Origin of the sequence: Paenimyroides baculatum, from assembly GCF_008629655.1 — a bacterium.
Taxonomy (GTDB): Bacteria; Bacteroidota; Bacteroidia; order Flavobacteriales; family Flavobacteriaceae; genus Flavobacterium; species Flavobacterium baculatum.
In genome coordinates this window covers 254,612-273,872 of sequence record NZ_VWSG01000003.1, presented here as the reverse complement: position 1 = coordinate 273,872, position 19,261 = coordinate 254,612, and the positions used below count along the sequence as shown (strand labels likewise).

25 protein-coding genes and 3 tRNA genes are annotated in these 19,261 nt (G+C 33.9%); 19 read left to right on the top strand and 9 right to left on the bottom strand.

The annotated features are described in order from the left end of the window. Window positions 1-23 precede the first annotated feature (23 nt). The 13 genes from ftsY to F0460_RS05815 all read left to right on the top strand — a co-directional run bounded on the left by ftsY (window position 24) and on the right by F0460_RS05815 (window position 7,098). On the top strand, window positions 24-977 hold the full coding sequence (ftsY, locus tag F0460_RS05875; protein ID WP_150011208.1) for a signal recognition particle-docking protein FtsY: 954 nt from the start codon (window positions 24-26) through the stop codon (window positions 975-977). Then, window positions 977-1,399 carry a hypothetical protein gene (locus tag F0460_RS05870; protein WP_150011206.1) on the top strand — a complete coding sequence of 141 codons (423 nt, stop codon included), beginning with the start codon at window positions 977-979 and terminating at the stop codon, window positions 1,397-1,399. Before ftsY ends, F0460_RS05870 begins: the two co-directional genes overlap by 1 nt. Then, a complete protein-coding gene (locus tag F0460_RS05865; protein ID WP_150011204.1) occupies window positions 1,392-1,709 on the top strand; it encodes a DUF721 domain-containing protein in 318 nt (105 codons plus the stop codon). Before F0460_RS05870 ends, F0460_RS05865 begins: the two co-directional genes overlap by 8 nt. A 74-nt stretch (window positions 1,710-1,783) precedes the next feature. Then, on the top strand, window positions 1,784-3,085 hold the full coding sequence (locus F0460_RS05860; protein WP_150011202.1) for a T9SS type A sorting domain-containing protein: 1,302 nt from the start codon (window positions 1,784-1,786) through the stop codon (window positions 3,083-3,085). Between the two features lie 92 nt (window positions 3,086-3,177). Further along, window positions 3,178-3,705 (top strand): isopentenyl-diphosphate Delta-isomerase, encoded by a 528-nt coding sequence (idi, locus tag F0460_RS05855; protein ID WP_150011430.1) that lies wholly within the window; start codon window positions 3,178-3,180, stop codon window positions 3,703-3,705. A gap of 3 nt (window positions 3,706-3,708) precedes the next feature. Then, window positions 3,709-4,119 (top strand): 6-pyruvoyl trahydropterin synthase family protein, encoded by a 411-nt coding sequence (locus F0460_RS05850; RefSeq protein WP_150011200.1) that lies wholly within the window; start codon window positions 3,709-3,711, stop codon window positions 4,117-4,119. A 69-nt stretch (window positions 4,120-4,188) separates the two neighbouring features. Further along, a complete protein-coding gene (locus F0460_RS05845) occupies window positions 4,189-5,202 on the top strand; it encodes a type I phosphomannose isomerase catalytic subunit (protein ID WP_223810773.1) in 1,014 nt (337 codons plus the stop codon). A gap of 10 nt (window positions 5,203-5,212) precedes the next feature. Continuing rightward, entirely contained in the window at window positions 5,213-5,479 is a 267-nt protein-coding gene (locus tag F0460_RS05840; RefSeq protein WP_150011199.1) for a hypothetical protein, read from the top strand. Between the two features lie 80 nt (window positions 5,480-5,559). Then, window positions 5,560-5,633, top strand: a tRNA-Thr gene (locus F0460_RS05835). Window positions 5,634-5,665: 32 nt separating this feature from the next. Then, window positions 5,666-5,739 (top strand) — tRNA-Thr (locus F0460_RS05830). A gap of 45 nt (window positions 5,740-5,784) precedes the next feature. Next, window positions 5,785-5,858, top strand: a tRNA-Thr gene (locus tag F0460_RS05825). Window positions 5,859-5,920: 62 nt separating this feature from the next. After that, entirely contained in the window at window positions 5,921-6,427 is a 507-nt protein-coding gene (locus F0460_RS05820) for a hypothetical protein (protein WP_150011197.1), read from the top strand. Between the two features lie 2 nt (window positions 6,428-6,429). After that, window positions 6,430-7,098: a hypothetical protein gene (locus F0460_RS05815; RefSeq protein WP_150011195.1), complete on the top strand. Its 669-nt coding sequence runs from the start codon at window positions 6,430-6,432 to the stop codon at window positions 7,096-7,098. A gap of 41 nt (window positions 7,099-7,139) precedes the next feature. Here the strand turns inward: F0460_RS05815 and prfB are convergent. Then, a protein-coding gene (gene prfB / locus F0460_RS05810; protein ID WP_150011193.1) for a peptide chain release factor 2 occupies window positions 7,140-8,238 on the bottom strand; the annotation gives its coding sequence in 2 pieces (ribosomal slippage) (window positions 7,140-8,174 and window positions 8,176-8,238; 1,098 coding nt in all). A 54-nt stretch (window positions 8,239-8,292) separates the two neighbouring features. Here prfB and F0460_RS05805 point away from each other — a divergent pair. Both F0460_RS05805 and F0460_RS05800 read left to right on the top strand, forming a co-directional pair. Next, complete coding sequence (locus F0460_RS05805) at window positions 8,293-8,697, top strand: DUF6146 family protein (protein WP_150011191.1); 405 nt, start codon at window positions 8,293-8,295, stop codon at window positions 8,695-8,697. A gap of 35 nt (window positions 8,698-8,732) precedes the next feature. After that, window positions 8,733-9,044, top strand: a complete 312-nt coding sequence (locus F0460_RS05800; RefSeq protein ID WP_150011189.1) for a DUF6787 family protein — start codon at window positions 8,733-8,735, stop codon at window positions 9,042-9,044. 19 nt (window positions 9,045-9,063) lie between these two features. On the opposite strand, the gene F0460_RS05795 is transcribed toward F0460_RS05800, so the two are convergent. The 3 genes from F0460_RS05795 to dnaA are packed head-to-tail and all read right to left on the bottom strand — an operon-like array spanning window position 9,064 to window position 11,702. Continuing rightward, on the bottom strand, window positions 9,064-9,780 hold the full coding sequence (locus F0460_RS05795) for an SAM-dependent methyltransferase (protein WP_150011187.1): 717 nt from the start codon (window positions 9,778-9,780) through the stop codon (window positions 9,064-9,066). Between the two features lie 24 nt (window positions 9,781-9,804). After that, complete coding sequence (locus F0460_RS05790; RefSeq protein WP_150011185.1) at window positions 9,805-10,263, bottom strand: low molecular weight protein-tyrosine-phosphatase; 459 nt, start codon at window positions 10,261-10,263, stop codon at window positions 9,805-9,807. After that, window positions 10,263-11,702: a chromosomal replication initiator protein DnaA gene (gene dnaA / locus F0460_RS05785; RefSeq protein ID WP_150011183.1), complete on the bottom strand. Its 1,440-nt coding sequence runs from the start codon at window positions 11,700-11,702 to the stop codon at window positions 10,263-10,265. Before dnaA ends, F0460_RS05790 begins: the two co-directional genes overlap by 1 nt. Window positions 11,703-11,882: 180 nt before the next feature. Between dnaA and F0460_RS05780 the strand changes: the two genes are divergently transcribed. Beyond that, window positions 11,883-12,281, top strand: a complete 399-nt coding sequence (locus tag F0460_RS05780; protein WP_150011181.1) for an acyl-CoA thioesterase — start codon at window positions 11,883-11,885, stop codon at window positions 12,279-12,281. 72 nt (window positions 12,282-12,353) lie between these two features. Then, complete coding sequence (locus F0460_RS05775) at window positions 12,354-13,058, top strand: hypothetical protein (protein WP_150011179.1); 705 nt, start codon at window positions 12,354-12,356, stop codon at window positions 13,056-13,058. Window positions 13,059-13,165: 107 nt separating this feature from the next. Here F0460_RS05775 and F0460_RS05770 read toward each other — a convergent pair whose 3' ends face one another. Together F0460_RS05770 and ribD are read right to left on the bottom strand one after the other, a co-directional pair. Continuing rightward, window positions 13,166-13,774: an IMPACT family protein gene (locus F0460_RS05770; protein ID WP_150011177.1), complete on the bottom strand. Its 609-nt coding sequence runs from the start codon at window positions 13,772-13,774 to the stop codon at window positions 13,166-13,168. Beyond that, window positions 13,767-14,816 (bottom strand): bifunctional diaminohydroxyphosphoribosylaminopyrimidine deaminase/5-amino-6-(5-phosphoribosylamino)uracil reductase RibD, encoded by a 1,050-nt coding sequence (ribD, locus tag F0460_RS05765; protein WP_150011175.1) that lies wholly within the window; start codon window positions 14,814-14,816, stop codon window positions 13,767-13,769. Before ribD ends, F0460_RS05770 begins: the two co-directional genes overlap by 8 nt. Before the next feature lie 28 nt (window positions 14,817-14,844). Between ribD and prmC the strand changes: the two genes are divergently transcribed. Both prmC and hisS read left to right on the top strand, forming a co-directional pair. Beyond that, entirely contained in the window at window positions 14,845-15,699 is an 855-nt protein-coding gene (gene prmC, locus F0460_RS05760; protein WP_150011173.1) for a peptide chain release factor N(5)-glutamine methyltransferase, read from the top strand. Between the two features lie 164 nt (window positions 15,700-15,863). Continuing rightward, window positions 15,864-17,522 carry a histidine--tRNA ligase gene (hisS, locus tag F0460_RS05755; RefSeq protein ID WP_150011171.1) on the top strand — a complete coding sequence of 553 codons (1,659 nt, stop codon included), beginning with the start codon at window positions 15,864-15,866 and terminating at the stop codon, window positions 17,520-17,522. 80 nt (window positions 17,523-17,602) lie between these two features. On the opposite strand, the gene F0460_RS05750 is transcribed toward hisS, so the two are convergent. The 3 genes from F0460_RS05750 to F0460_RS05740 form a co-directional block, all read right to left on the bottom strand. Further along, window positions 17,603-18,049 (bottom strand): carboxymuconolactone decarboxylase family protein, encoded by a 447-nt coding sequence (locus F0460_RS05750; protein WP_150011169.1) that lies wholly within the window; start codon window positions 18,047-18,049, stop codon window positions 17,603-17,605. Window positions 18,050-18,113: 64 nt separating this feature from the next. After that, window positions 18,114-18,689, bottom strand: coding sequence for a Crp/Fnr family transcriptional regulator (locus F0460_RS05745; RefSeq protein WP_150011167.1), 576 nt, complete (start codon window positions 18,687-18,689; stop codon window positions 18,114-18,116). A gap of 2 nt (window positions 18,690-18,691) precedes the next feature. Next, window positions 18,692-19,261 carry an RNA polymerase sigma factor gene (locus F0460_RS05740; protein ID WP_223810772.1) on the bottom strand — a complete coding sequence of 190 codons (570 nt, stop codon included), beginning with the start codon at window positions 19,259-19,261 and terminating at the stop codon, window positions 18,692-18,694.

The following is a 19,261-nucleotide window of genomic DNA, read 5'->3' as shown; positions in this document are numbered from 1 at the left end:
TTTGTTACTTAAAAATTGTAGATATGAGTTTTTTTAAGCGTTTATTTTCATCAGAAAAGAAAGAAACACTTGATAAAGGGCTTGAAAAGTCAAAAGAATCTTTTTTTGATAAACTGTCAAAAGCAGTTGCCGGAAAATCAAAAGTAGATGACGATGTTTTAGATAATCTGGAAGATATCTTAATCACCTCAGACGTAGGTGTGAATACCACTTTGAAGATTATCAACCGTATTGAAAAGCGTGTAGCCGAAGATAAATATTTGGGAACCGACGAGCTGAACAAAATTTTGCGCGAAGAAATTTCAGGATTACTTTCTGAAACAAAATCGGGCGAAGCTACAGAATTCGATGTTCCTAAAGATAAAAAACCTTACGTTATCATGGTTGTCGGTGTAAATGGTGTTGGTAAAACAACAACTATTGGTAAACTGGCGTATCAGTTCAAAAAAGCAGGTCATAACGTGGTTTTAGGTGCAGCAGATACTTTTCGTGCAGCAGCTATCGATCAGTTGCAGATTTGGGCAGATCGCGTTCAGGTGCCTATCGTGAAACAGCAAATGGGATCAGATCCGGCTTCAGTTGCGTTTGATACATTAGAATCTGCGGTTGCACAAAATGCCGATGTAGTTATTATTGATACTGCCGGACGTTTGCACAACAAGGTGAATTTAATGAACGAATTAACCAAGGTAAAACGCGTAATGCAGAAGGTTATTGGCGATGCACCGCACGATGTTATGTTGGTTTTAGACGGATCTACCGGTCAAAACGCATTTGAGCAGGCAAAACAATTCACTGCAGCAACCGAAGTTTCATCGTTAGCAGTAACAAAGTTAGACGGCACGGCAAAAGGCGGCGTGGTAATTGGTATTTCAGATCAGTTTCAAATTCCCGTAAAATATATTGGAGTAGGAGAAGGGATCGAAGATTTACAGGTTTTTAATAAATACGAATTCGTAGATTCATTCTTTAAATAATGAAAAATATTTTAGGCTTATTTGCTTTTAGTTTGTTGGCAGTTTCTTGTTCCAAATCAATTTCTGCCGAAGAATTGAAGAATTTAAACGGTTATTGGGAAATCAACGAAGTAAAAACTGCAGACGGCGATACCAAAGAATTTCAATCGAACAACAACGTAGATTTTTTTGATTTGAAAGATTTAAAGGGAACACGTACTAAAGTTGTACCGCAGTTCGATGGAAAAAATCAAACAAACGGTATAAAAGAACAGTTCACAGTTTTAGATTCTGCCAATGCAACATATCTGAAATATTCTACAGATTACGCCAAATGGACAGAAAAGGTTGATAAACTTACAAAAGACGAATTGGTAATTATTAACCAAAACGACATAAAATACACATATAAAAGGTTTACGCCGATTGTAGTAAATGAATAATAAAAAATTTAATCCTTATAAAAGATCACACGAAGAATCGTCTATTCAAGATGTTTTGGGTAAAATGATCACGGGCTATAATTTAGAAAAAGGTATCGATAAATTAAATGTTCGCGAAGCCTGGATAAAACTTTTAGGTCCCGGAATTGCAGCTTACACACAACAGGTAGAATTGCGGAAGGATACACTGTTTGTTGCGTTATCATCCAATGTGTTGCGAGAAGAATTAAGCTACGGTTTAGATAAAATCATTACCATGATAAATGAAGATTTAGGTAAGGAAGTAATAAAAAAAATAATTTTAAGATAAACTCATATTTTCTATGAGTTTTTTTTATTTTCATTTCAATTTAATTTGTATATTAGATTAAAATACAAAACATTATGAAAAGAAAAATACTTTTAGCAGCAGTTTTATTTACATCTGTAACAACATTTGCTCAAACCTTTGAAAACAGAGCAACATTTTGGGCAAAACCAAGTAAAACGCAAAATACAAAACAGGTATTTAATAAAAATGCCTCGTTGAGTCAGGGTACAAATCAATCGTTAGTAACGAATATTGGTGCAGGAAATTCAAACTTTTACATGGTTTTCAAGTCTGAAGATACTGTTGAAAAAGATTTATTGAATTTTACATTTACATGTGCACAGCACAATGTAACAACGCATAATATTAATTACCACGATGCTGCTACGGTTGATCAGAAAAGAAAAACCGGAGCTATTGTAAAATATGGTTTTGATTATCCGCATGCAAATGGCGATAAAAATTACGTGGCTGTTTCTGATGCGCAAAACGATTTAACCGATGTTTACGAAGTAATTTATGTAAATGATAAATTCACAGAATTAGATCATCAACAAATTCAAACGTATTTATCTGTAAAATATGGAATTTCGTTAATAAATCCTGCAAATTATGTAGATGCTAACGGAAAACAGATGTGGAACAACAACTTAAACGCACAGTATAATACAAACATTACAGGTGTTGGTAAAAGCGATTATTTTGGTTTGAACAAAGCCGAAACGGTTAATTCTGTTGATAAGCGTATCGAAATCAGCACGAACGGTTTTAACAACAACGAATATTTGTTTATTGGAACAACCAATGAAAATACATCATTTGTAAAAGCAAACGATTACGAAATTTTAGATTCATCGTGGTTGGTTCAAACAAATACAGCATCTAATTTAACTACGTTACGTTTTAATTTAGGATCGTTAAAGTCAACTGGAACGTATGAGTTGTTGATCAATCAAAACGAAACATCATTTGCAAACAGTAACGTTTTAAGAGTTCAAGGAAAAGTAGAAGGAAACCAATTAGTTTTTGAAAATGTTATGTTTGATGCAGACGGAAACGGATATGATACCTTTTCTGTAGGATACACAACCAAAGCAAAAGAAAATTCAAAACCTGAAACCGTTTCAAACTCAAAAGTGAATGCGTATCCAAACCCTGTAAACATCAACGAAACGGTTAATGTTGCGTACAATTTTGGAAAACCGACTAATTTAAATATTCATGTTTTTACAGTTGATGGTCGATTGATCAACAAACAAGAAATGAACAACATCAATAGTCATGTGTTTGAAACCAAATTTTCAACAGCCGGAGTTTATTTAATAGTATCAACCTATAACGGTGAAATAACAACAAACAGAATTATTGTAAAATAACAGAAAAATCAACAAAAAGCACCCTTTGAAAGAAGGGTGTTTTTTATTTGTATTAATTGTGGTAAATTTGATATTTGCTTTAATAAACTATGATAACCGAAGAACAAGTAATTTTAGTTAACGAAAAAGACGAGCCAATTGGCTTAATGCCCAAGCTACAGGCACATGAAGAAGCTTTGTTACACCGGGCTTTTTCTGTTTTTATTTTGAACGATAAAAACGAAATCATGTTGCAACAGCGCGCTGCGGGTAAATATCATTCGCCTTTGTTGTGGACCAATACATGTTGCAGTCATCAGCGTAACGGTGAAAGTAATATCAATGCAGGTAAACGACGTTTGTTTGAAGAAATGGGTTTTTCGGTTGAATTAAAAGAATTGTTTTCGTTTATTTACAAGGCTCCGTTTGATAACGGTTTAACCGAACATGAATTTGATCATGTTATGGTTGGTTATTTTAACGAAAATCCTTCGATCAATAAAGAAGAAGTTGAAAGCTGGAAATGGATGAGTATTGAAGCTGTAAAGCAAGACATGCTGCAGCATCCGGAAGTTTATACCGAATGGTTTAAAATTATTTTCGATAAGTTTTATCATCACATCGAAGCACAGAAAGTTTAATTTATGAGAGTTACTGTTTGTAGAAAAGCGCATTTTAACGCGGCGCACCGTTTATACCGCAAAGATTGGTCTGATGAAAAAAACCAGAAGATTTTTGGTAAATGCAACAATCCTAATTTTCACGGACACAACTACGAATTAATTGTAGAAGTTACCGGAACGGTAAATCCTGAAACAGGTTATGTGATCGATATTAAAGATTTAAGCGATATTATTTACGAAGAAGTAGAAGTTCCTTTCGATCATAAAAACCTGAATTTAGATGTGCCTGAATTCCAAGAATTGAATCCAACGGCAGAACATATTGCATACGTTATCTGGCATAAATTGCGAAAACGCCTTCCTTTAAAGTTAGATTTGGAAATAACCTTGTACGAAACCCCTCGAAATTTCGTTAAGTATTGTGGTTTATGATATTTTTAGAAAAAATATTTTAATAAAATTTGTACATTGCAAACTTAATTTAATCGAACGCATTTAAAATTGAATTCAATTAAACAACATATAAATAATCAGTCAAATTCAACCGCTTTCAAAAGTTACCCGATCCAATTTCAGCCTATTTTAAAAGAACGAATCTGGGGTGGTAACAAACTTCTGTCGTTGGGAAAAGAACTTTCACACGATAATATTGGCGAAAGCTGGGAAATTTCTATGATTGATACCGATGTAAATATTGTAACCAACGGTATTTATAAAGAAAAATCGTTAGCAGAATTGATTGATTTGTATCCAAACGAAATATTAGGAACAAAAGTTTATCAAAAATACGGTAAGCAGTTTCCTTTGTTATTTAAGTTTTTAGATGCAAAAACAGATTTGTCTATTCAACTGCACCCTAACGACGAATTGGCAAAAAAACGACACAATTCTTTCGGAAAAACCGAAATGTGGTACGTAATGCAAGCCGATGAAAATGCTCGAATTATTTTAGGATTTAAAGAAGATAGCTCTTCCGAAGAATATTTAGATCACCTAAAAAATAAAACACTTCCAAGCGTTTTACAGGAATATTACGTAAAAAAAGGCGACGTGTTTTTTATTGAAACCGGAACCATTCATGCCATTGGCGGCGGAATTTTATTGGCAGAAATCCAACAAACATCAGATATTACGTATCGAGTTTATGATTGGGATAGGGTAGACGATCAAGGAAACGAACGCGAACTTCATGTAGATTTAGCTTTAGAAGCTATTGATTACAACAAAAAAGATCCAAAAATAGAATACGTAAAAATTGACGATGAATCGGTAAAACTGATCGATTGTCCGTTCTTTACAACCAACATTGTGTCTTTAACGTCTTCTTATGAAATAACTAAAAACAACGATTGTTTTTTGGTGTATATTTGCACAGAAGGAAATGCGGCTTTGGTAACCCAAAACGAACGTTTTGAAATAAAACAAGGCGATACCGTTTTAGTACCGGCACAATTAAACAATTTTGCCTTACAAGGCAATGCAACCTTATTAGAAGTATTTATTAATAAATTATAATTATTGAATTATGGCAAACGTTAGAACTTTAAAAAAAGATATCAATTTTGTATTGGGTGATATTATTGAAGCAGTTTACATTTGGGAGCTTTCTACAGCAGGAAAACCAACAGATGAATCGCAAGCAATTATAGATGAAGCAATTAATAAATTTGATACTTTAATTGAGCGTGTAAACGATAAAAAAGCAGAAAATAAAAAAGCACACTTCAAAGCAATTTATTCAGATTTAGAAGGAACTGCTAATCAATTGGTTGAAAAAATTAACGCTTTATAGTTAAAAAAAACTGACAAAAAAGTTACGGAAGCACTTGCAAAATAAAAAAACAGCAGTATATTTGCAACCGTAAATGAGTCGCCTCTGTAGCTCAGCTGGCTAGAGCAGCTGATTTGTAATCAGCAGGTCGTGGGTTCGAGTCCCTCCAGAGGCTCAAGTTCTTAATCAAATTGAAAATATTATTTTGCCTCTGTAGCTCAGCTGGCTAGAGCAGCTGATTTGTAATCAGCAGGTCGTGGGTTCGAGTCCCTCTAGAGGCTCAAAATTTTTAATTTGATTTTTTACTGAATTTACAATATTATTTTGCCTCTGTAGCTCAGCTGGCTAGAGCAGCTGATTTGTAATCAGCAGGTCGTGGGTTCGAGTCCCTCTAGAGGCTCAATAAAACTAAAAACTCCTAAAGAAATTTAGGAGTTTTTATATTTTACAAAAATTAAACTTATGAAAAAAATAATAGTACTTGTTACGTTTTTCGCTTTTGTTTCTTGTTCTTCCGATGATGATCAAAAGCAATTTCCGTTAACAATGAATGGAAGTAATTCCGTTGAATATACGTTTAATGGAAAAAGAATGTCTTCGTTTGATTCTGATGATGCTAAAGAGATTTCTAGTGTTATTTCAGTATCCGAACAGATGATACTTATGAAGTTAGGGAAGAATGATGAATATTCTCGAGTATCAATTTTTTCAAGTGCTAAATTAGAAGAGGGAAAAACATATTCAATAAAAGGAAATTTAAATTCTAATATTAAGGCTCACAGTGAATTTTATGGACCAAATATTCCCTATGTAAGTTGTTCCACAAATAATGAAATAGGAGGAACAATTACAATCTCAAAGCTTGATTTTCCAAATAGAATAATAGCAGCACGCTTTAGTTTTGACTGTGCAGACGATAAAGGGAACATATATGCTGTTCGTGACGGATGGTTCGATTTAAAATTTTAAATATGAAAAAACTACTATCAATTTTAGCGTTCTTTTTAGTACTTTCTTGTTCTTCAGATGATAATGTTATTAGTACTTGTAACGAGCAAGTTGTTTCATCTTATCAACAAGATCAACAGTTAGTTAGTAATGTAAAAAATAATGTAATAGCTATAGAATTTGATTATGGAATTTTTGATGCTGTTATAAGTGAACGATTAAAAGGGCTCTCTCTTTTTGATTTGCCACTTAATTCAGAAGGAAAGATTACTGCTATTTATCCTGATATGTTTTCAACCTATCCAACTAAAGTTGTTTTTGGATATTTTAAAGAAGGAAATTTATCTTGCGAAAAGTTAAATGAATACATCAGTCAGGTCCAAAATATTTCTGAAGTGCATAATGTTCGAAAAGTAATTGAAGGATCAAATAAGTATTCAATAATGAAGGAGACAAATATTATTGTAGTTAAACTTGAAAGTGAATCAGAATTGTCTAATTTACAAAGTCAGGCAGATAAGTATGGATATATTTTAAGTGAAAGTGATCCTATGAAAATGAATGATAATCAAGAACTTATTTATTACTTAATTGATGAAACAGCTAAAAAATCTATAATAGAAATGGCAAAAGTACTGTCGCAAGCAATTAAATATGAATATATTTCACCTCAATTTGTAAATATTGGTTAACAAAAAAACTCCTAAATTTCTTTAGGAGTTTTTTTATGGTTTTAATTTTCTTCTTTCTGACCCATCATCATTAAATAAGCCTTTAAAAACGGATCAATTCCGCCGTTCATTACACTGTCAACATCGCTGGTTTCAAATTGCGTGCGAACATCTTTTACTAATTTGTAAGGATGCATCACATAGTTCCTGATTTGCGATCCCCACTCAATTTTCATTTTGTTGGCTTCAATTTCATCGCGTTTAGCCTGACGTTTCTTTAACTCAATTTCGTACAACTGCGATTTAAGTAACTGCATGGCTTTAGTTTTGTTATCAAGCTGCGAACGTGTTTCAGAGTTTTCAATAATAATTCCGGTAGGGTGGTGGCGTAAACGCACTGCTGTTTCAACCTTATTTACGTTTTGCCCGCCTGCACCCGATGATCGCATGGTTTCCCACGAAATATCAGACGGATTTATTTCAATCTCAATCGTATCATCTGCCAGCGGATACACGTATACCGACGCAAATGAGGTATGACGCTTCGCATTACTATCAAACGGAGAAATTCGAACCAAACGGTGTACGCCGTTTTCGCCTTTTAAATATCCGAACGAAAATTCACCTTCAAACTCTAAAGTAACCGTTTTTATTCCGGCAACATCTCCTGCCTGAAAGTTCAACTCTTTAATCTTGTAACCGCTTTTTTCGCCCCACATTAAATACATACGCATTAACATAGCAGCCCAATCGCAACTTTCTGTTCCACCGGCACCCGCTGTAATTTGTACAACTGCGCTTAAACTGTCACCTTCGTCCGAAAGCATGTTTCTAAACTCTAAATCCTCAACAATTTCTACTGTTGCATCATATTGGTTTTGAACTTCTTCTTCCGATGCGTCTCCTTCAGCAAAAAACTCCATTAAAACCTGCAGTTCTTCCGCATTGCTTTGCGCACTTTGGTAACCTTCTACCCATTTCTTTTTAGATCGAATGTTTCGTACCAAAATCTCGGCTTCTTTGGCGTTGTTCCAAAAATCGGGAGCAAACGTTTTTTCTTCTTCGTTTTGTATTTCAATTAATTTCTGATCGATGTCAAAGATACCTCCTTAACGCACCAAGGCGATCAATAAGACCCTTTATTTGATCTGTAGTAACCATTTTGTATGATTTTTGTTAGATAACAAATGTACATTTATCTTAAAGAATAAAAAAATGAAAACGGTGAATCTATTTTTAGGAATTATGGGGTTGAGTTTTATGAGTTGTGTTGTACAGCCTAAAACCGATGCTATTGATAAAGGAACGACTAAAATTGAAAACGGTAAAGTAACGCTGTCAAACCCAGATTTGGAATACGAGGTTATTATTATGGATAATGGTTTTGAACGTTGGTTTAGTACGAACAGAAAACCGAAAGATCATTATTCTATTGCTTTTTTAGAGAATAAAAATCGAAGATGGGTGCAGGAATGGAATGCGCGTGCTGGTAGAATGAATAGTGTTATTGAATACAGTATCGATTACAATTCGCAAACCCATTACGGATACGAAGTTAATTACATGCTTTATCACTATTTATTGTATTTTCAGCAAGTTAATAATTTACGATTAGATTAAATTATTTGTAAATTTGCATCGACAAAAAATAAATTATGGCTTCGTTAAAACAAAAGTGGGGAATTACATCTAATTTTCAGTTTATCGTAATTTTAGTGGTGTTTGCTATTACTGGCAGTACATCGGCATATATTACGCGTCCGGTTTTAGAATTGATTGGTATCACAAAAGAAAGTATGCATCCGTTGATTTACTGGCCATTATCGTTAATTTTAATTTTACCTGTTTACAAAGTTTTGTTGATTATTATTGGTACGATATTTCTTCAACACACCTTTTTCTGGAATTTTGTTAAGAAGATGCTGATCCGAATGCGATTAGGATTTTTATATGGAACAAAAAAATAAGCGAAACGTTAAGTTTCGCTTATTTTTTGTGAATAATAAAGATACACGGACGTTTGTGTAAATCTATTTTATGTTTTTTCCAGAAACTTATAGGTTTTGTCAGCATAATTTCGGTTGGTAATGTTAAATCGCAGGCAACGCACAACAACGTGTTTGGATTTAAAACCTGAACCATTTCTTCAATCAGCTGATTATTTCTGTAAGGTGTTTCAATAAAAATTTGAGATTGATTGCGTTCAAAAGACCATTTTTCCAAATCTTTCAACATCGTCTTTTTTTCTGATTTATCAATTGGAAGGTATCCGTTAAAAGTAAACGATTGTCCGTTCATACCTGAACCCATCAACGAAAGTAAAATTGATGACGGACCAGTAAGCGGAACTACTTTAATGCCTTTTTCGTGTGCCATTGCAACAATCACCGCACCTGGATCTGCAACACCGGGACAACCGGCATCGCTCATTAAACCCATATTTCTTCCTTCTAACAAAGGCTGAATAAATGTTTTTAATTCTTTAGCATCGGTGTGTTTGTTCAGCTCGAATAAATTTAAAGTAGCCTGAACTTTATTTGGATCAATTGCTTTAATAAATTTGCGGGCAACTTTGCTGTTTTCCACAACATAATCGTTAATGAGCGAAACCGTGCGCATTACACTTGCGGGTAAAACATCTGGAGCAGGAGTTTCATCTCCTAACATTACCGGAATTAAATATAAGGTGCCTAATGTTGTCATATCTGTAAATATAAAAAAACGCCTTTAAGCGTTTTCTAATTTTATCTTTATCTTTTCGCAAGCTTCATTCAACATATTGTAAACATCGTCAAAACCATTGTCGCCACCGTAATAAGGATCGGGAACTTCCATGTTTTTATCAGTATGATACTCGTTTAAAATTAGCTGTACTTTTTTCTTTGCTTCATCGTTTGGTGCCAGTCTGCAAACATTTTCGTAATTGCTTTTATCCATAACATAAATATAGTCAAAAGTAGAAAAATCGTCTAAACAAAACTGTCTTGCGCGTTGGGTTGTTAAATCGATACCGTATTTTTTTGCAACGGCAATTGATCTTTTATCTGGTAATTCGCCAGCGTGCCAAGCACCGGTTCCGGCAGAATCTACAAAAAACACTTCAGATTTTAATTTAGATTTTAAAATGCCTTCTGCCAACGGCGATCTGCAAATATTACCCAAACAAACCATTAATATTTTTGCCATTACATAGATAGTTTTTTGTTGATGTCTTCGAAATGCGCTTTAAACTCTTTGTCGGTTTCTAATAAATTGTCAACCGTTTTGCAAGCGTGTAAAACCGTAGCGTGATCGCGATCGCCAATTTGCGAACCAATATTTGCTAACGACGATTTGGTGTATTTCTTTGCAAAAAACATAGCTAATTGGCGGGCTTGCACAATATTTCTTTTTCGCGATTTTGAACAAAGTGTTTCAATATCCAACTCAAAATAATCGGAAACTATTTTTTGAATGTAGTCTATAGAAATATCTTTTCGAATGTTTTTAACGAACTTTTCAATGACGCTTTTAGCCAGATCAACCGTGATTTCTTTTTTGTTGAAAGACGATTGTGCAATTAACGAAATAATGGCTCCTTCCAATTCACGGACATTCGTTTTTACGTGCTTTGCAACGTATTCTATAACATCGTTAGACATTTCAACACCATCGCGATACAAAATATTCTTTACGATATTGACACGAGTTTCAAAATCTGGGTGCATTATTTCTGCCGAAAGTCCCCATTTAAAACGAGATAACAAACGTTGTTCGATATCCTGCATATCAACCGGAGCTTTATCAGAAGTTAAAATAACCTGTTTTCCGTTTTGGTGCAGATAGTTGAAAATGTGGAAGAATACATCTTGTGTACCCGATTTTCCAGATAAAAACTGAATGTCATCAACAATTAATACATCGATCAACTGATAGAAATAAATAAAATCGTTACGGGTTTGTTTTCTAACAGAATCAACATATTGCTGTGTAAAAACTTCTGCCGAAATATATAATACGGTTTTTTCCGGATGTTTATCTTTAATCTCCACACCAATAGCGTGTGCCAAATGCGTTTTTCCCAAACCAACGCCACCGTAAATCAATAACGGGTTAAAAGCGGTTCCGCCCGGTTTGTTGGCAACTGCCATACCGGCGCTACGAGCCAAACGGTTCGATTCGCCTTCCAGGAAATTATCAAAACTGTAGTTAGAATTTAACTGTGATTCTATCTTAACGTTTCTGATTCCGGGAATTACAAACGGATTTTTTAATTCGGGATTTTTTGTCTGCACAGGAACATCTAATTCCTGGGTTTTAACAGGTTCTCTCTGGGTACTAGGTAATTGTTCGGTAAACGGTTGTTTTGTTCCCGAAGTATTCTCCATTTTAATTTTGTAAAGTAACTTTGCTTTAGAACCAAGTTCCTTTTGTAATGCAGATTTTAATACCTTTACATAATGTTCTTCTAGCCATTCATAGAAGAATTTACTAGGAACTTGAATATACAAAGCATTTTCAGTTAACTCAATAGCCTCAATTGGTTCAAACCAAGTTTTGAACGCCTGGTCGCCAATGTTGTCTTTTATGAATTGCAGACAACGATTCCAAACAGATATTGCGGTTTCTTGTGTATAATCAAGCATTTTTATTAGAGATAATGGTGTTTAATAATAGTGTTTTAGAGAGTTACATAAAACACATTTTCATTTACAAATATGTGAATAAAAATCATCAAAAAAAATGATTTTACTATTTGATTTTTAGAAATAATATTGTAAGTAATTTTTTATTCGAATTATAAAATTTTTCAAACTATTTTTTTTATGCAAGAACACAAAATTAGCATACGTGTGCGATACGCAGAGACCGACCAAATGGGGGTGGTTTACCATGGAAATTATGCTCAATATTTTGAGATGGGTCGTGTGGAATGGCTTAGAAACAAAGGGGTTTCATATAAAGAGCTTGAAGACAGCGGGGTGATGTTACCAGTGGTTTCTTTAAATATGAATTACAAGAAACCTGCGTATTATGACGATAAATTAACCGTAATAACCAGACTGGCATTTCTAGGTGGCGTAAAGATTGAATTTAGCTATGAAATTGTTAACCAAAAGGGCGAGTTATTAACAACAGCGCAAACAGTTTTGGTGTTTGTTGACATGAAAACAAAACGCCCGATTTCGGTTCCTGAATATCTTGAAAAATTAATCAACGGGTAAATATTGTTAAAAGCAAAAAAACTTTTTTAGGAACAAACAAAAAATCGTAAATTCTACAAAAAAATTACAACTATGAAAAAGTTTATTTTAATGATGTTTTTGTTTTGCTCGGGATTTTTAATGGCACAAACACCTGTTGCTTTAAAAGCTCGTGTGTACAATCCATCCCAAGGAGTGCAAATTGCAATTAAACATAATAACGATCCTGTAATTGAATTGGGACAGAATGTTTATAAAACCATTCCTTTGAATGTAAACGACAAATTATCGTTTTATGTGAATGGAACAATTGTGGAAACTATAGAAGTTTCGCAAAAGGTAATCGACAGAAAAAGTTTGAATGTGCTTTTAACCGATTCTACTGTTTTGGATGAATTGGAAATTGAATATACCAACATGAACAATAAGCTAGGGTTGGGAACATCGCCGGAATTGACCAAAGCAGAACGCGCTGTTAAAAAAGACAATCAAATTACATATAACGATAAAAGTTCGGCTACAGGAAACATTAAGTTAGATGGTTTTGTAAACAAACTTTCCGGTAAAGCAAAAACGAACAGAAAAGCACTTTCGGTAGAGCGTGAAATAAATGTTATGGAGCGTTTTCTAAAGGTATATTCTGCCGATTTTCTGTATGAAAACTATAAACTGCCAAAAGTGAAAGCGCCTTATTTTGCTTTGCACATGATGGATTTTATAAACGAAGGAACCAGATTGGAATCAGACGGCTTTAGAATGCTGATGGAAGAGCAATTATTGAATTTTAAATACGATTAATTTAAATTGCTACAGATTCACAGATAAAAATAATTACATAAGTAGTAAGATTGAATTTTATTGGTTGTAGACATAAAAAATCCGTGCATCTGTGGTAAATTAGAAGATTAATCTTCTTTTTCTGTAATAGAAACTTCAAAAATATGATTGAACGCATTAAAGATTTCCTCTTTTTGAGTGAGTCTGCAGGAAATTTCAATCAAACAATCCAATTCTAAAACCTGATTTACAACATTCAGGTTTTTTTCTTTAATAACGCGCATTACTTTATTCATATTTTTATAATCAAACCGAATAAGATAGTGCGTGTTTATTGTTTTTTCTACAATTTCAACCGTTTCCAAAGCCATTTGTGCAGCAGTTCTGTAAGCCGTAACTAAACCGCCAACTCCTAATTTTACCCCGCCAAAATATCGAACCACAATTACCAAAACGTTTGTAACATCAAACGATTGTATTTGTCCGTAAATAGGCATTCCTGCGCTGTTGTTAGGTTCACCGTCGTCATTAGCGCGATAAATCTTTGTTTTCGTACCAATTTGATAAGCGTAACACCAATGTCTGCCTGTATAATGCTGTTTTTTAACCTGATCTAAAATTTCTTTAACCTCATTTTCTGACTCAACCGGAAAAGCATAGCCGAAAAACTTGCTGTTTTTTTCTTTAAACAACACTTCTTCGCTTGGTTTTTCTATCGTTTTATAAGTATCAGTCATTATTTTGGTTTTTGTAATACGTTAAAATGTTGTTCTGAATTTTTTGCACAGAAACTTGAACAGTATTTTTTAATTCAGCAGCTTTTATGCCTTCATTTAAAATTACATCGCTTTTAAAAACGCGTGCTTCGTCCCAAAATTCCGCACCAACAAACTGTTGTAAAGTGTGCGATCCACCTTCGATAATTATCGATTGAATATTTTCTTCCACACAAATTTTATTGACTTCGGCAGTTAAATCGCTAAAATCAATCTTTTTATAAATAATTTGATTAATCGGTTTCAAAGGAAATTCCGCACACAAACAAATCGTTTTACTTTCTGTATTTGTAATTGCAAACGATGCATCGATCTTATTATTTGCATCAATATAAATCCTCACCGGATTCTTTCCCACAAAATCTCGAGTTGTCAATGAAGGATTATCATCTAAAACGGTTTTTGTCCCAACTAAAATGCCCATTTCTTTACTACGCCATTTGTGCGTCAATTGTCGGGAATAATTGTTAGAAATCCAAACAGGTTTTTGTTCGTTCTTTTCAGTGGGAGCAATAAATCCATCTGCCGATTCTGCCCATTTTAAAATAATGTAAGGTCTTTTTTTCTGGATAAACGTAAAAAATCGTTTGTTACTCTCGATACACTCCTTTTCCAAAACGCCAACAATAACATTAACACCCGCATTTTTCAGTTTTTCAATGCCTTTTCCTGCGACTTCAATATAAGGATCCACACAACCAATCACCACATTCGGAATCTGCATTTTTGCGATTAAATCTGCACAAGGCGGCGTTTTTCCATAATGGCTGCAAGGTTCCAGCGTAACATAAAGGGTGCTTTCCTTTAAAAGTTCCTTATTTTTAACCGAATTTATTGCGTTCACTTCGGCATGCGATCCGCCAAAAGCACTCGTTGAACCTTCGCCAATAATTGTATCTTTGTGAACAATTACCGCACCAACCGACGGATTTGGCATGGCAGCGGGCAAGCCTTTCTGTGCAATAAACAAAGCGCGGTACATAAATTGTTCGTGTGTGTGCATGGCGAATTTTTTACAAAATTAAAAAAAGATGACGGTAAACGATTATAAAAAACGATTTCTAAACCAACTTCCTGCTTTTTATGATGAAACAGAGCGGTTAAATTTGTTTTATATGACAATGGAATTTGTGTTGAATTACAATAAAGCCGATGTTGTTTTGAATGGAAATGATTCGGTTTTAGTTGAAAATCAGCAAAAAATAGACGAAGTTTTCAATCGTTTGCAAGATAATGAACCCATTCAATATATTACGCAACAGGCTAATTTTTTTGGATACGATTTTAAGGTTTCGCCTGCAACATTAATTCCACGACCAGAAACTGAAGAGTTGGTAGATTGGGTTTTAACCGAAATGAAAAAACAACCGCAAAAAAACTGGCGTGTGTTGGATATTGGAACCGGCTCGGGTTGTATTCCTATAACCATTAAAAAGGAATTTCCGTTGGCAATTGTTTCCGCGATAGATGTTTCGGTTGAAGCTTTAAAAATTGCGCAAGAAAATGCAGTGAACTTGCAGGCTGCTATTACTTTTATTCAGCAGGATATTTTGCAGACAGAAAAATTAGATGATTATGATATCATTATTTCAAATCCACCGTATGTTCGAAATTTAGAAAAAGCAGAAATAAACGAAAATGTTTTGCAACACGAACCGCATTTGGCTTTGTTTGTTGACGATAACGATCCGTTGATTTTTTATCGAAAAATTGCACAATTAGCACATAAAAGTTTGAATGAAAAAGGAATGTTGTTTTTCGAGATCAATCAATATTTGAGTAATGAAATGCAAGAAATGGTTTCGGAATATTTCAAATCAATCGAACTAAAAAAAGATTTTATACAGAACGACCGAATGATGAAGGCGGACTTCCCAATCAAGTAAACTTTCGACTTTCGACGTTACAACTTTCAGACTATAACTATTATATTTGCAAAAACAAATTATCCTGCAAGGTCTTCATGACCTTGTAGGTATGAACTCAACAAGAAAGCCTACAAGGTTTCAAAAACCTTGCAGGACACTTGATATTAAAAACAAAAATTAAAATGGCACAAAAACCAAGTATTCCAAAAGGAACCAGAGATTTTTCTCCGATTGAAGTAGCAAAGCGTCAATACATCATATCTGTTATAAAAAAGCATTTTGAACGCAACGGTTTTCAACCAATTGAAACACCTTCGTTTGAAAATTCTGAAACCTTAATGGGAAAATATGGGGAAGAAGGCGACCGTTTAATTTTTAAGATTTTAAATTCAGGCGATTTTTTAGAGAAGTATAATAAATTTCTGATTGAAATTATATTAGATATTTTGTCTTCGCACATCAGTAATTTGAAAGAAAATGGATTTGAATTCTATTTAGGTGAAAAATATAATTATTTCATAAACGAAAATTTACCAAAAATTATAAAGGAGAGATTTAATAAGATTTTTGGAAGTGAAAATAAGATTAATGAAATTCAATTTTCTAAAGATCTTTGGTTTTACTTAAAGAATTATACTGATACATATTCAAATATTGAAGATTTAGAAAAAAATGAAAAATCTGTAGGTGTTTCTATATTTGGTGAGTTTTATTATAAATTAGGAACGAAATATGTAGGAAATTATATTTCCGAAAAAGCGTTGCGTTACGATTTAACGGTTCCGTTTGCTCGTTTCGTAGTTCAGCATCAAAACGAATTGGAGTTTCCTTTTAAAAGATATCAGATTCAGCCGGTTTGGCGTGCCGATCGTCCGCAAAAAGGTCGTTTCCGCGAATTTTATCAGTGCGATGCCGATGTTGTTGGATCAACATCATTATGGCAAGAAGTAGAATTGGTGCAGTTGTACGATGCCGTTTTTAGCGATTTAAAGGTTGAGGGCGTTACTATAAAAATCAACAACCGAAAAATATTGTCGGGTATTGCCGAAGTTATTGGTGCAAGCGACAAGCTGATTGATTTTACCGTTGCTTTAGATAAATTAGACAAAATTGGTGAAGATGGCGTTAAGGCAGAAATGTTGGCTAAAGGAATTTCTGAAGAAGCTTTGTTTGAAGTACAACCGTTATTCAATTTTAATGGATCGTTAACCGAAAAACTGAATCAATTACGTGAATTGTTAGCATCATCGGTTGAAGGAACTAAAGGTGTAGACGAGCTGACATTTATCTGCGAAACCGTAGAAGAATTAGGATTAAAATCAGCAACATTAAATTTAGATGTTACATTGGCGCGTGGTTTAAATTATTATACCGGAGCCATTTTTGAAGTTGCCGCACCAGAAACCGTTAAGTTGGGATCAATCGGTGGCGGTGGTCGTTACGATGATTTGACAGGAATTTTCGGTTTGAAAAATATGAGTGGTGTAGGTATTTCGTTTGGTTTAGACAGAATTTATCTGGTTATTGAAGAATTGAATGTTTTTCCTGAAACCGTATCAAATGTTACCGATGTTTTGTTCTTAAATTTTGGCGATAATGAAGCTAAATACTGCTTAAAAGTTATTCGTGAATTGCGTGAAGCCGGAGTGAATGCTGAATTGTATCCCGATAAAGCTAAAATGGCAAAACAATTTCAGTTTGCCGAGAAAAAAGGAATTAAATATGCTGTTATTGTTGGTGAAACCGAAATGCAACAAAATATTTTTGGTTTAAAAAACTTAATTTCAGGCGAACAACAAAACGTTACATTACAAGAGTTAAAACAAACTTTATTGAAATAAAAAAATCCGATCAGCTGATTGGATTTTTTGTGAAATATAATGAGATTCCAAATCAAGTTTGGGATGAAACTTACGGTTTATTAAAACTCCCCAACCTGCAAATGCGTGCTCACTGCAATTCGGTTCCATGCGTTAATGGTTACAATTGCCATAATGATTTCAGCAATCTGATTTTCGCTAAAGAATTTTGAAGCATTTTCATAAGCCTCTTCGCTCAAACCATTTTGGCTGATCAATGTAATTTCTTCGGTCATTACCAAAACCGCCTGTTCTTCTTCTGTAAAGAAAGATTTCGCTTCTTTCCAAGCACTCAATAGAAAAATACGTTGATTGGTTTCGCCGTTTTTCAGTGCGTCTTTTGTGTGCATATCAATACAATAAGCACAGTCGTTTATTTGCGAAGCGCGAATTTTTATCAATTCTTTTAATGTTTTTGAGATTTCTGCACCTGCAAGAAAAGTTTCTAAACCAAACATAGCTTTGAAAGCCTGTGGCGCTACTTTGTTAATGTTAATACGTTTTGTCATGATTTCTTAGTTTTTTATCTGATACAAAGTTGAGAAACAGTTTTATGCAAAAACTTAAACAGGTTTAAGAAAGATTTTTCTTGCGAATTTCACTTAAATATTCGGGAGTAAAACCTAAAAAAGATGCGATTAAATATTGCGGAACACGCTGAACAAATTCGGGATGTTTCTTTAAAAGCTGAAAATAAAATTCATCTTTGGCAAGCGAAAAAATATACTTTATGCGCATTTGTGTAGCTGCGTAAGCACGCTGATAAACAAACCGGAAATACCTTTCTAATTGTGGAAATTGACTTAAAAGCAATTCCTGATTTTTTTGACTGATGACTAAAAGCTCTGTTTTTTCTACTGCCTGAATGTAAAAATCGGTTTGAGATTGATGTTCGTACGCCATATTATCTGTGATCCACCAGTTTTCAATAGCAAATTCGGTAGTTTGTTCAGATCCTTTTTCGTTGATATAGAATTTGCGTAAAATTCCCTTTAAAACAAAAAAATGTTCTTTGCAGATTTGTCCTTCTTCCAAAAGATTTTCCTTTTTGCGAACCAATCTTACATCAAAAAAAGAGATTATTTCCGAGAATTCAGCATCTGTTATCGAAACAAATTTTTCTAAATGCGCTTTGAATAGTTCAACCATAACTACTCGTTTTGCTTTTTAATCAATTCAGTCAACAGTTTTTTGGCACGCAAAATCTTAATTTTTACGTTGTTTAAAGGTTCATTGATTATTTCGGCAATTTCGTTATAACTTCGTTCCTGAAAATAACGCAACTGAATAATCTGCTGATAATGAGGTTTTAACTGTTTAATACAAAGTTTTAACGTCGCCAAATTTTGTTCGTAAATCAACTGATCTTCCAGCGTATCGTCATCAGCAAGGGTATCAAACAAATATTCCTCGTTTTCGTTTAAATTGACAATATCATTGCTTTTTCGCTTTCTAATTAAATCAATATGAACATTTTTTGCAATGGCAATTAGCCATGTGTTAAATGCAAATTCGGTTTTGTATTGTGTAAGTTTATCAAAAGCTTTGGCAAAAGTTTCAATGGTAATATCTTCGGCATCGGTTTCATTTTCGGTTCTCTTCAATATAAAATGATACACTTCTGTCCAATAAATATCCAACAGGGCAGTAAAAGCAGTCTGACTTCCTGTTTTTGCATTTTCTATTAAAACTGCGATTTCACTTGCCGGTTTTTGTCCCAC